We start from the raw sequence: 11,623 nt of genomic DNA on the forward strand, positions 1-11,623 counted from the left end.
GGGCAACTCAGGACCCTACCAGTGCCATCCATATCAGGCGCAGCGCGAGCAGCGTCAGCACGAGTTTGAAGAGCCGGTCGAAATGCCGGTTGCTCAATCGCGCGAGAAAGCGTAGACCCAACCAGGTTCCCAGCAAGCCAGCGCCAATCATCAGCGCCATGAGCCCGAGCCAGTCGCGGAACACGAACCCCGCGGCGCCGAAGATGAAGGCCTTGGACAGGTGCTGCAGGGTCATGGCCGTCGAGAAGGTGGCGACATGGCGCATGCGCTCCGCGTGTGCCTGCTTGATGAAAGCGGCCACCAAAGGCCCGGTGGCACCCACGAAACTGGAGAGAAAGGTCGTGACCAGGCCGGCAAGGGCGGTTCCCCAGCGACCAGTCGAGCGTGCCGGCAGGGGCGGCCCCCAGCACATCAGCAGCACGAACAGGGCGATACTGAATTCCAGCACCGCTTCGGGAAGCCGAATCAGCAGCCAGGTGGCAAGAAGGGCGCCAAGCAGCGCGCCAGGGATGAAAGTCGCGATTCTGAACCAGTCGATATGGCGCCAGGTCATGGTGGCGCGCCCCAGGTTGGACCCCAGCTGCACCATGCCGTGAACGGGAATCAGGGCCGCGGCAGGCATCAGCTGCGCCATGCTGATGATCAGCAGCGTGCCGCCGCCGATGCCTGCCGCGGCGGAGAGCCAGGAGGTCAGCGCCGCCAGCAGGACAAGGCCGAGATTGACCGTACCCGAGAGCGGGGAGAGGAGGTTCAGCCAGGCCAGCGGGCTTTCCACAAAAGGCTCCTTCAGGGGCAGGTTGTGTGGTGTTCGGGCGGCAAGAAAAATGTCAAACTATTCCCAGATTTTCGACCGCCTGTCAGGCAGGCCTGACACGGCAAGTCAAACGTTTCATCCCACATATCAGGAGATCGATACATGACCGTGACGCTTATCTGGCTGATCGCCTTCGCGCTGATTCTATTTCTGGCCCTGCGCGCCTGGGAAGGTCCGCTGGGGGGCTTCATCAGCCGCAACGTTCCCGCGATTCTGCGCCCGCGACATGGAACTGACGATCGTTGGGTGTGGTGCGGGGCGTTGGCCATTCTGGGAGCGACCTTCATCGTCGAGCCGGTCTCGATGCTGCTGACGCTGATCCTGCTTGCCGTCGTGGTATGGGTCGGCGTGCGCCTGGTACGTTGGGCGATGAGCAGGGTCAAGATGCACTGAGCGGTAGCGATGCCAAGCCCGGACACGCCATGAAAGCATGAAAAATCCCCGCACTTCGCGGGGATTTTTCATGTTGCGTCACAGCCAGGTGGAAAGGGTCAATGAGCCGAACTGGTCGTGTTCCCGCTGGGTCTCGAATTCATGTGTGCGCCATACGGTGGTATAGGCCAACTGCCACTGGTCCCAGGTCAATGCCACGCCGACCTGGGCGTCGCCGACCCATTCGCGTCGATCCACGGAGTGGCTGTCTTCGAAGGTGTTGCCATCGAGCAGCAGATTGTGAGCCATGTAGCGTCCTTCGAGGTTGGCGAAGGCGTACCAGCCAAAGCCCTGACCGGCCTGAAAGTACGTTCGTCCGCCATGCGCGGGGGCTACGGCAGGAATGCCGAAACTTCGATCGAGCCCTTGTCCGAAGCGTAACCCCAGCCCGCTGGAGGCATAGGTATAAAGGTTGCCCAACGAGAAACCGAGGCTTGGACCATATTCGAGTTCCAGGCCGGCAAGGCGGTCCTGTCGCCACCAGTGGCGCTTGTAAGCGAGATTGAGAATGGGCTCGTTTTCCAGTTGGTTGTCCCAGCCCCGCGGTTTCTCGCTACCGATGAGGTGGTGAAAGTTGCGCTGAACCTTCTCGCCGCCGGATGCCGGCCCGACGACCCCGACATCGAGATGCACGCTGCTGGCCTGACGCCATCCCGCATGCTGCACGTCGTCGAAAAGCGATACGCCACCCAACAGCAGGCCGGCGTAGGGGCGATCATCCTCGATCAGGCGCGGCGTACTGATGTCGTTAGGGGTGTAGATCTGTTGCCCGAAGCGATAGGCGACGCTATCGAGGCCGGAAGCCGACCAGCCGGGAAGGAGGCTGGCCATACGGCGTGTCCAATGGTCACCGCTGGGCTCAAAGGACCAGATGAGCTCGATGCCGTTGGTATAGTGCCCGTCGTCGCTACTGGCAAAGACATCATTCTCGGCCTTGAGTGACAGTAGCCCCTCGGCCGAAGCCGGGGCTGCCAGAGCTGCCAGTAAGGTAAAGAGGGTGAGGCGCTGCGAGAGGCGTCCTGTCTTCATGTCGTGTCCTTGTGCTGACTTATGTACATACAATAGCGTATGTAAATACCTGACGATAGCGCAACGGAACCGGTGAGGACAGATACAGCCGGTGTGAATAAAAAACGGCGCCTTTCAGGGCGCCGCTGCAATGATGGACGTCCCCTCGGGGAAGCATCCGTATAGGAGACCGGGATTTCTCAGTAGGGGGCGACGCTCAGGTTGGCGCCGCTGCCCACCAGTCGCACACGTTGCCCGACCTGCCAGTCGCGATCGGCACGCTGTACCACGATGATGTTGTCCCCGCTATCACGACGTATTTCCATCTCCCAGGCGGTAGTGCGGTTGGCAGCATCTTCCGTCTTGCGTCCGGCAACGCTGCCGCCAATCGCCCCTACTGCCGTCGCAATGGTGCGTCCCGAGCCGCCACCGATCTGGTTGCCCAGCAGGCCACCCACCACGGCGCCGCCGAGTCCGCCCAGAACGCCGCCGCTTTCATCGTTGGCCTGGATCTGGACCTGGCGTAGGGAGACGATGGTGCCATAGGAAACGGTCTGCCCGGTCTTGGCCTGATTGCCGGTATAGACATCCCCCGAGTAGGGTGCCGTATTGGCGCAGCCCGCAAGCGTCAGAACGCCCAGGGCGAGGATGGGAAGGTAACGCTTCATAGGAAACTCCTTGCTTCTATGCCAGCCGTGTCCGCATGCCAACATGTTCATGAAAACAGTGTTCTAAAATGATTTTAGTGTGTAACACGGGCTTCGACCAGCCCGCTGACGGAAAGTGTCATTAACGACGCGAAGTCATGAAGAGAATGATGCGAAGGAAATGATGCGAAGGAAATGGCATTCCAACGTCATCATGAGGATGTGGATAACGAAAAAAGGGAGGCCAGGCCTCCCCAAGGGTTCCAAACGCTTACTCGGAGCCAGCCGACATCAGCCAAACTGGTTCATGGTGTTGTCCTTGCCGCCGGCTTTCAGGGCGCCTTCGCCGGAGAAGTACTCCTTGTGGTCATCGCCCAGGTTGGAGCCGGCCATGTCCTGGTGCTTGACGCAGGCCAGGCCCTTGCGAATTTCCTGACGCTGCACCCCGGCCACGTAAGCCAGCATGCCTTCATCGCCGAAGTAGCCCTTGGCCAGGTCGTCGGTGGACAGCGCCGCGGTGTGGTAGGTGGGCAGCGTGATCAGGTGATGGAAGATACCGGCGTCGCGTGCGCCGTCGCGCTGGAAGTTGCGCGTCCACTCGTCGGCCACCGAGGCCAGTTCGGTATCGTCGTATTCGGCGCTCATCAGACTGGCGCGATCGTAGGCCGAAACGTCCTTGCCTTCCTGCTGCCAGGCATCGAAGACCTGCTGGCGGAAATTCAGCGTCCAGTTGAAGGACGGCGAGTTGTTGTAGACCAGCTTGGCGTTCGGTACTGCTTCGCGGATGCGATTGACCATGCTGGCAATCTGACCGACATGGGGCTTCTCGGTCTCGATCCACAACAGATCGGCGCCGTTCTGCAGAGAAGTGATGCAATCCAGGACCACACGATCCTCACCGCTGCCCTGGCGGAACTTGTAAAGCCCGTTGGGCAGGCGTACCGGCTTGCGCAGCTGGCCGTCCAGCTTGATGACCATGTCGCCTTCGACCACATCGTCGGCCGAGGCCACGGGAGTGGTCTCCAGGAAGCTGTTGTACTGGTAGGCCAGGTCGCCGGGCTGTTGCGATACCGGCACCTTCTGGGTCAGGCCGGCGCCCAGCGAGTCGGTGCGTGCGACGATCACGCCATCGTCGACGCCGAGTTCGAGGAAGGCATAACGTACGGCATTGATCTTGGCGATGAAGTCCTCGTGGGGCACGGTGACCTTGCCGTCCTGGTGGCCGCACTGCTTGGCATCGGAGACCTGGTTCTCGATCTGGATGCAGCAGGCGCCGGCTTCGATCATCTTCTTGGCCAGCAGATAGGTGGCTTCTTCGTTACCGAAACCGGCGTCGATGTCGGCGATGATCGGGACGACATGAGTCTCGAAATTGTCGATCTGCTCCTGGATCTTGCGTGCGCTGACTTCGTCGCCCTTGGCGCGGGCATCGTCGAGTTCGTGGAACAGATGACCCAGTTCGCGAGCGTCGGCCTGGCGCAGGAAGGTGTACAGCTCTTCGATCAGAGCCGGCACGCTGGTCTTCTCGTGCATGGACTGGTCGGGCAGCGGGCCGAACTCGGAGCGCATGGCGGCGACCATCCAGCCCGACAGGTACAGGTAACGCTTCTTGGTAGTGCCGTGATGGCGCTTGACCGCGAGCATCTTCTGCTGGCCGATGAAACCGTGCCAGCAGCCGAGCGACTGCGTGTACTGAGAGGCGTCGGCGTCATACTCGGCCATGTCCTGACGCATGATCCCGGCGGTATAGCGGGCGATGTCCAGGCCGGTCCTGAAGCGGTTCTGGACCTTCATGCGTGCGGCATATTCGGGATTGATGTTGTCCCAGGCGCCACCCTGGGCGTCACGCAAACGTGCGATGGCGTTGAGATCGTCTTGGTAAGCTGACATGGTGACATCCTTCTTCAGTAGGAGCGGATTGCCTGGAAGCCTATGACCCAGGACGCCATTGCGGTGGCATGCTGCGTACGGGCGTTGTCCAGGTTCGACCCGGCTGCCGGTATTGTTCGGGTCGGAAGCGGGGAGCAAGTCGGCGTCGGTCATGTTCACTACAAGCACCTCGAAGCGCATGCGGTGAGAGCCGTCGTCCTCGCGTCTTGGCAAGGACTATCTCCCAGGATGGCGGGGCTCAACAATTATTACTTAGGGGCAGGGGGCGTTGTAGTTTGACTACAAACAGGCCTCCTGACCTCGCGATCTTGTAGTCCGGTTTCGAGAAGAAAGAAGCCGGTCCGTTTTGCAGCGACCGGCAACCTGCGAAAGGCCTGGCGATGAACCCGCCGGATGGGTGCGGCAATGTGGCCCGGAGCTGAAACGAATGGGCTAGAGTTCGGCCTTCACCATCAAACCGCCGACAAGCGCATCATCGGTATCGTTCACTCCGCCCGGGTGCACGACGTACTGCACGTTGGGGCGCAGCACCAGCCAGTTGGCCACATGAAATCCGTAGTAGATCTCGGCGTCGTACTCCTCGCCCTGGGCCGGGCGTGGGCCCGGAGAGGGCTGTCCTCCCAGGGACGCCTCGTCGCGGCGCATGTAGGCATCGTAGTGTTCGTTGACGTTGGCCCAGGCCAGGCCGATACCGAAATCATCCTTGGGACGGGCATCGAAAGGCCCGTTGTAGTTCATCCCGACCGAGACGTACTTGTCGATATAGGCGGTGTCCTGATCGTTCCAGGTGCCCATGGAAAACAGGGACAGCCCCCGCGAGGCATCGCCGTGGTGAGTGGTGACCTGCTGGTTCACCACGTAGTAGAGCCCCATGCGATAGTCCTGCGTGGCCTCCTGCCGGTCGGCCGTGTAATCCGTGGCCTCGGCCGTGCTGTAGTAGCCCCCGATCTTGTACTGCCCAGGCAGTGAGTCGCCACCCAGTTCAGGTGTCCAGCCGAACTCCACGGGAATCAGGGCGCCGGTGGTACCGCTATGCTTGAGGTCCAGGCCGTGATCGGGGTCGAGATTGGAAGGGTTGAGATCGAAGACGCCCAACTGCACGTAATACTCGGGTGTGGCGTTCCACCTGACGCGCGTTGCCCATTGACTGACCGGCCAGTTGTACCAGATGGCGCCCGCCTGATTGCCTGGCTGGCTGCCACCCAGAAAAAGGTTCTGAAAGTTGCTGCTGAAGGTGGCGAAATCGTCGCTGACCGGAATGCGCCCGATCTTGAAATCCAGCGCCTCGTCGAAGAATTTCTGCCGATACCACAGCTGGGTGATGCGAGTGACGTTGCCCCGACCATGAACTTCCTGCACCGAGGAGACGCTGCCGCCTGCGGGGTTGACCAGACGATCTGCGGTGAGATCGTCGCCGTTGCGGTTGGTCAAGGTGAACTGAAAGCTTGCGTTCGGTAGGCCGAACAGCGTGTCGAGATCGAGAGAGAGGCCGGCAGTCCACTGGTCGCTGTAGCGCACCGTGCGATCGTGATCGTAGCCACCATGGGCGTTCCATGCCGACTCCGAAATATAGCGAAGATCGAACTCCAGACCCTGTCGCTCCAGGTTGCTGCGCGTACCGCCCCAGTCGCCAAGCATCCATGGCGAATCGGGGTCGAAAATGGAATACGCCTGAGCCTGGCCGCAGACACTCCATAAGCCGAGTGTCAGAATACCGTAACGAAGACCCCCTTTGATGGACATAATCCCCCCTTCATACTTACTGTGCGTCTCCTGTCCCGAGCGTCAACCGCATACTGCGGTGCACGATGCCTGCGTCGAGAAACTCGTCGCCGAAGGCCTCGAAGCCCAGGCGCTGATAGAAGGGTAGAGCATGTCGCTGGGCGTCGAGTAATACTTCGGAGTGTCCAGCATCCCGGGCGGCCTCGATGGCGGCCTGCATCAACATGAGTCCCAGACCCTGCCCGCGGCCTTCCTTGCATACTGCGACACGACCGATGTGCCCGTCGGGCAACAGACGTGCCGTGCCCAGCGGTTGCTCGTCCTGCACGAGCAAGAAGTGCAGACAGTCCGGATCACGACCATCCCACTCTTCCTGCTCCGGTACGGCCTGTTCCTCGATGAACACGAGACGCCGGATCTCGCCACATACCGCACCGAGTGTCTGCCAGTCCCCCTGGCGTATCGTGATGTTGCTCACGGTGGTCGAAGTCATGCGTCGTCTTCCTCTTCGCCCGGCCAGGTCAGGCTGCCGCGGTTCAACAGCCCGGCCAGCAGGGCGACGGCTTCCCGATCCTGAAGAATGTCGGCGTCGATGACGGCACTCGAGGCGAGATGACGAGCCAGGCGTGGCGAGCACTCGAGTCCATCGCCATCGACGAACAGGGTGGCTCTCTTGTCATCGAGCTCGCGGAACGCGAAGCGCGACCCCGGGGCACGCTCGAGAAGGCCGCCGTCACGCAGCCAGGCTTCGACCTCGCCGGCATCGACCGGCTCTTCGAGGGCCGCCGGCTGGTCGGCATACTTGGGCTGGGTCATGGTGCGGCCGAACCACTGCAGAATCTGGGCGGGATCATCGAGCGTGGCCAGCAGCAGGTCGCGGACTCGGTCGATCGCCTCGCTATCGATCTCGCCGGGATGGCGGGGGGGGGCGAGACCGGCATCGGAGTAGCGCAGCGACTCGGGGAGCTGTTCGCCGCGGTAGTCTGCATAGGAGGAGACGATCTCATCGGCCGAGGGGGCGCGAAAGCCTACCGAGATCGTCAAGCAGTCCTCGGACTGGCTGACACCGTGATGCGCGAGTCTTGGCGGGAGGTAGAGCATGTCGCCGGGTTCGAGAAGCCAGTCCTCGCCGGGCGTAACCTCGAAATGCTCGAGAATCCGCAGATCAATACCTTGGACGATGGGAGCATCATCCTCGATCAGGCCGCCCAACTGCCAGCGCCGGGTGCCGCTGGCCTGAAGCAGGAAGACATCGTAATGATCGACATGCGGTCCCACACTGCCGCCGGGAGGGGCATAGCTGATCATGATGTCGTCGAGTCGCCAACGAGGCAGGAAGTCGAACTGCTCGAGCAGCTCGGCCACCTCGGGTACATAGTGATCCACGGCCTGGACCAGCAGGGTCCAGTCCCGCTCGGGCAGCCGGGCGAAGGTGGCGTCGTCGAAGGGACCGTGACTGACCTGCCAGGCCTTGGGGTTGCCTTGCGGATCGCGCCCATGCTCCTCGACGAGCCGGGCCTCTACACCTTCCTCGCAGGCCAGGCCCGCGAGCTCATCGGGCGACAGGGGGCTGGTGAAGCCGGGCAGGGCGCCTCGGATCAGCAGAGGCTTCTTCTGCCAGTATTCGGTCAGGAACTGGGCGGCGGATCGCTCGCCGAGCAGGGTCAGAGGCGTGTTGGCTGTCATCTCGCTCTCCCGCGCTGAATGTGTTCAACAGCGTAGATGAAAAGGCAGGCACCGATTCCATGCATTTCAACAGGGAGCGGTGCCCGCCATGATGGGTGTGTAGTCTAACTACAGCGACTGGGCCTGGGCGGCGGCGTTGCCGGTGTAGGTGGCTGGCGTCAGGCCCTTGAGTTCCGCCTTGACCTCGTCGGGAAGTGCCAGCGTATCGATGAAGGCGGCGAAACCGGCCTGGTCGATGCGCTTGCCGCGGGTCAGTTCCTTGAGTTTCTCGTAGGGCTTCTCGATGCCGTAACGGCGCATCACTGTCTGGATCGGCTCGGCGAGCACTTCCCAGCTGTTGTCGAGATCTTCGGCCAGGCGCGCCGGATTGGCTTCGAGCTTGGAGATTCCCTTGAGCGTGGCCTGGTAGGCGATCAGCCCGTAGGCCAGGCCGACCCCCAGGTTACGCAGCACCGTGGAGTCGGTGAGGTCGCGTTGCCAGCGGGAAATTGGCAGTTTCTGGGCCAGGTGGCCGAGCACGGCGTTGGCCAGGCCCAGGTTGCCCTCGGAATTCTCGAAGTCGATGGGGTTGACCTTGTGCGGCATGGTCGAGGAGCCGATCTCGCCCTCGACGGTGCGCTGCTTGAAATAGCCCAGCGAGATGTAGCCCCAGACGTCGCGATCGAAGTCGATGAGAATGGTATGGAAACGGCATATCGCGTCGAACAGCTCGGCGATGTAGTCGTGGGGCTCGATCTGGGTGGTATAGGGATTGAAGGCCAGTCCCAGTTCTTCGACGAAGGTGCGTGCATTCGCAGCCCAGTCGATCTCCGGATAGGTTGCCAGATGAGCGTTGTAGTTGCCCACTGCGCCGTTGATCTTGCCCAGCAGTTCGGCGGATTCGATCTGCTTGAGCTGACGTCTCAGGCGATAGGCGACGTTGGCCATCTCCTTGCCCAGCGTGGTGGGGCTGGCGGTTTGACCGTGGGTACGCGACAGCATCGGCTGTTCGGCATGCTGATGGGCAAGCGCCTCGACTGCGGCGACGATGTCGCGCATCGCCGGCAACAGCACGCCGAGTCCGCCCTTGAGCATCAGGCCGTGAGAAAGGTTGTTGATATCTTCGCTGGTACAGGCGAAATGCACGAATTCGCTGACGGCATGCAGTTCGGCGTTGTCGGCGATGCGCTCCTTGAGGAAGTACTCCACCGCCTTGACGTCATGATTGGTGGTGCGCTCGATCTCCTTGATGCGGGCAGCGTCCTCCACCGAAAATCCGCTCAGCAGGGCGTCGAGGAAGCCCTTTGCCTCGGTAGACAGGGCCGGCACTTCGACGATCTGCGGGTGGGCGGCGAGCCGCTCCAGCCAGCGGACTTCGACGGTGACACGGGCGCGAATCAGGCCGAACTCGCTGAAATGCTCGCGTAGAGCCTCGGCCTTGCTGCCGTAGCGGCCGTCGACGGGAGAGAGGGCGGTAAGAGCGGAAAGCTGCATGGTCGGTTCCGAAATGATGACGGTGATAAGGAAAGGCGAATACGACCCTGCATCGGGAAACAGGGCAGGATCGACAAAGGCGAAGCCTCAAGTCTGGCGGCGGTCCAGCTCATCCAGCGCTCTCTTCATGCTGCTGCGGGCCACCAGCAGCTTCCAGCGCCGGCCACCCTGCTGATGCCAGAGCAGGGCAAAGCGGATACCGGCGAGTAGCGCCGTCCGGACCCTTTCCGGCATCGTGCGGCTCTGCAACAGGCTGGGATCGCCCTGTACCACGATCCGGTAACGGAAGGTGGAAAGCGTGTCCTGGTAGAGCTCTCCGAGGCTGGCAATCACATTCTCGTGAGTCTCGCCGAAATGTCGGGCCTGGCCCTGAACACGCGTCAATCGCTCACCCAGCGTCGCCATCATGTCCGGCCGCTTGCGCAGCTTCTGCATCAGCAGCAACAGGGAGAAGCCATAACGCATCACGGCCGGATCGGTGCGCTGACGGTTGAGTATCGCGTCCAGCACATCGATGCCCAGGCGCAGATTGTTGTGGTGCCCGCCATAGATTGCCTCGAAGCTCTCAGGGTCGGTATCGAGAGTGGCGCGTATCAGCGTGTTCCAGGCGCGCTCGTCGCATTGACCGGTGCGCGCCAGCGAGTCGACCACGGCGGCCGCCTGAAAGACTCCAGCCAGGGCCAATACCTGGCGGCTCACGGCGCTGTCCGGGGCGCGCTGTATCGGAGAGGGCGTCATGCCGCACGCTCCCGGGCGTTCCATGTCTCGCGGATCACGCCGCCGCCCAGACAGATATCGCCGTCATAGAGCACCAGCGACTGACCGGGCGTCACGGCACGCTGCGGCCGATCGAAGAGGACGTCGACGCCACCATCGTCACGCACCCGCATGCGACAGGGCACGTCGGACTGACGATAACGGGTCTTGGCGGTCAGTTGGGCTTCAGGAGCCGGCGCCTCTCCCGCGACCCAGTCCATGGCTTCGGTGGCCAGGCTGTCGCTATAGAGCAGGTCGTGATGCTTGCCCTGTACCGCGATAAGAACGTTGCGCTCGAGATCCTTGCCGGCCACATACCAGGGCTCCTCGGGATAGCGGGCCAAACCGCCGATTCCCAGTCCCTGACGCTGACCGAGGGTGTAGTACATCAATCCCATGTGTTCACCGATCACGTCCCCTTCAGGTGTCTCGATCCGCCCGGGTTGTGCCGGCAGGTATTGCTGCAGGAAGTCGCGAAAGCGCCGTTCGCCGATGAAACAGATGCCGGTCGAGTCCTTCTTGCGCGCGGTGGCCAGCCCGTGCCGCTCGGCCAGCTCGCGCACGGCCGGCTTTTCCAGCTCGCCGATCGGGAACAGGGTGCGGGCGATGGCCGCCTCGGGCACGGCATGCAGGAAATAGCTCTGGTCCTTGTTGGCATCGAGGCCCTTGAGTAGCCGGGCATGTCCGCCACGCTCACCGCGCCGGACGTAGTGGCCCGTGGCGATCTTCTCCGCGCCGAGCATCTCGGCGTACTCCAGGAACACCTTGAACTTGATTTCGCGGTTGCACAGGATATCCGGGTTCGGGGTGCGCCCGGCACGGTACTCGGCCAGAAAATGCTCGAAGACGTTGTCCCAGTATTCGGCCGCGAAGTTGGCGGTATGCAGCGTGATGCCCAGACGCTCGCAGACGGCCTGGGCGTCGGCCAGATCCTCCTTGGCGGTACAGTACTCGGTGCCGTCGTCCTCGTCCCAGTTCTTCATGAACAGGCCTTCGACCTGATAGCCCTGTTCGAGCAGCAGCAGGGCGGAAACGGAGGAGTCGACACCGCCGGACATGCCGACGATGACCTTGCCCGTGGCTCGAGGCCCCATAGGTTGAGACATAGTCACTTTCGGAATGGTCCCTCTCGAAATCGTCACTCTCGGAATCGTCACTCTCGGAACAGTCGTTCCCGGCTGAATGGAGTGAGAAC

At 62.1% G+C, this 11,623-nt stretch carries 11 protein-coding genes; 1 reads left to right on the forward strand and 10 read right to left on the reverse strand.

Going from position 1 to position 11,623, the window contains the following annotated elements; all coding sequences use genetic code 11:
- Positions 1–7: 7 nt before the first annotated feature.
- The gene (locus tag ACYQ12_RS06370; RefSeq protein WP_459869235.1) at positions 8–775 is read right to left on the reverse strand and encodes a sulfite exporter TauE/SafE family protein; all 768 of its coding nucleotides are present in this window, start codon (positions 773–775) and stop codon (positions 8–10) included.
- A gap of 141 nt (positions 776–916) precedes the next feature.
- Between ACYQ12_RS06370 and ACYQ12_RS06375 the strand changes: the two genes are divergently transcribed.
- Positions 917–1,207: a hypothetical protein gene (locus ACYQ12_RS06375; RefSeq protein ID WP_459869237.1), complete on the forward strand. Its 291-nt coding sequence runs from the start codon at positions 917–919 to the stop codon at positions 1,205–1,207.
- 78 nt (positions 1,208–1,285) lie between these two features.
- Here ACYQ12_RS06375 and ACYQ12_RS06380 read toward each other — a convergent pair whose 3' ends face one another.
- From ACYQ12_RS06380 to mnmA, 9 genes are all read right to left on the reverse strand, one after another.
- Positions 1,286–2,275, reverse strand: coding sequence for a lipid A deacylase LpxR family protein (locus ACYQ12_RS06380; RefSeq protein WP_459869239.1), 990 nt, complete (start codon positions 2,273–2,275; stop codon positions 1,286–1,288).
- 179 nt (positions 2,276–2,454) lie between these two features.
- Positions 2,455–2,922 (reverse strand): outer membrane lipoprotein, encoded by a 468-nt coding sequence (locus ACYQ12_RS06385; RefSeq protein ID WP_459869241.1) that lies wholly within the window; start codon positions 2,920–2,922, stop codon positions 2,455–2,457.
- A gap of 270 nt (positions 2,923–3,192) precedes the next feature.
- Positions 3,193–4,791, reverse strand: a complete 1,599-nt coding sequence (locus ACYQ12_RS06390) for an isocitrate lyase (RefSeq protein ID WP_459869243.1) — start codon at positions 4,789–4,791, stop codon at positions 3,193–3,195.
- A 432-nt stretch (positions 4,792–5,223) separates the two neighbouring features.
- Positions 5,224–6,534, reverse strand: a complete 1,311-nt coding sequence (locus ACYQ12_RS06395) for a carbohydrate porin (protein ID WP_459869245.1) — start codon at positions 6,532–6,534, stop codon at positions 5,224–5,226.
- Between the two features lie 16 nt (positions 6,535–6,550).
- The gene (locus ACYQ12_RS06400; RefSeq protein ID WP_459869247.1) at positions 6,551–7,006 is read right to left on the reverse strand and encodes a GNAT family N-acetyltransferase; all 456 of its coding nucleotides are present in this window, start codon (positions 7,004–7,006) and stop codon (positions 6,551–6,553) included.
- On the reverse strand, positions 7,003–8,199 hold the full coding sequence (locus tag ACYQ12_RS06405) for a JmjC domain-containing protein (protein WP_459869249.1): 1,197 nt from the start codon (positions 8,197–8,199) through the stop codon (positions 7,003–7,005). Before ACYQ12_RS06405 ends, ACYQ12_RS06400 begins: the two co-directional genes overlap by 4 nt.
- A 108-nt stretch (positions 8,200–8,307) precedes the next feature.
- Positions 8,308–9,672, reverse strand: a complete 1,365-nt coding sequence (gene purB / locus ACYQ12_RS06410) for an adenylosuccinate lyase (protein ID WP_459869251.1) — start codon at positions 9,670–9,672, stop codon at positions 8,308–8,310.
- An 87-nt stretch (positions 9,673–9,759) separates the two neighbouring features.
- The gene (hflD, locus tag ACYQ12_RS06415) at positions 9,760–10,410 is read right to left on the reverse strand and encodes a high frequency lysogenization protein HflD (RefSeq protein ID WP_459869253.1); all 651 of its coding nucleotides are present in this window, start codon (positions 10,408–10,410) and stop codon (positions 9,760–9,762) included.
- Positions 10,407–11,534 carry a tRNA 2-thiouridine(34) synthase MnmA gene (mnmA, locus tag ACYQ12_RS06420; protein WP_459869255.1) on the reverse strand — a complete coding sequence of 376 codons (1,128 nt, stop codon included), beginning with the start codon at positions 11,532–11,534 and terminating at the stop codon, positions 10,407–10,409. The genes hflD and mnmA overlap by 4 nt, the downstream gene beginning before the upstream one ends.
- Positions 11,535–11,623 lie beyond the last annotated feature (89 nt).

This window comes from Halomonas shantousis (assembly GCF_054654615.1).

What these genes read in the sequence shown, in the direction of transcription:
- ACYQ12_RS06375 (WP_459869237.1), top strand. Translation starts at nt 917, where the DNA reads ATGACCGTGACGCTTATCTGGCTGATCGCCTTCGCGCTGATTCTATTT.
- ACYQ12_RS06380 (WP_459869239.1), bottom strand. Translation starts at nt 2,275, where the DNA reads ATGAAGACAGGACGCCTCTCGCAGCGCCTCACCCTCTTTACCTTACTG.
- ACYQ12_RS06385 (WP_459869241.1), bottom strand. Translation starts at nt 2,922, where the DNA reads ATGAAGCGTTACCTTCCCATCCTCGCCCTGGGCGTTCTGACGCTTGCG.
- ACYQ12_RS06390 (WP_459869243.1), bottom strand. Translation starts at nt 4,791, where the DNA reads ATGTCAGCTTACCAAGACGATCTCAACGCCATCGCACGTTTGCGTGAC.
- ACYQ12_RS06395 (WP_459869245.1), bottom strand. Translation starts at nt 6,534, where the DNA reads ATGTCCATCAAAGGGGGTCTTCGTTACGGTATTCTGACACTCGGCTTA.
- ACYQ12_RS06400 (WP_459869247.1), bottom strand. Translation starts at nt 7,006, where the DNA reads ATGACTTCGACCACCGTGAGCAACATCACGATACGCCAGGGGGACTGG.
- ACYQ12_RS06405 (WP_459869249.1), bottom strand. Translation starts at nt 8,199, where the DNA reads ATGACAGCCAACACGCCTCTGACCCTGCTCGGCGAGCGATCCGCCGCC.
- purB (WP_459869251.1), bottom strand. Translation starts at nt 9,672, where the DNA reads ATGCAGCTTTCCGCTCTTACCGCCCTCTCTCCCGTCGACGGCCGCTAC.
- hflD (WP_459869253.1), bottom strand. Translation starts at nt 10,410, where the DNA reads ATGACGCCCTCTCCGATACAGCGCGCCCCGGACAGCGCCGTGAGCCGC.
- mnmA (WP_459869255.1), bottom strand. Translation starts at nt 11,534, where the DNA reads ATGTCTCAACCTATGGGGCCTCGAGCCACGGGCAAGGTCATCGTCGGC.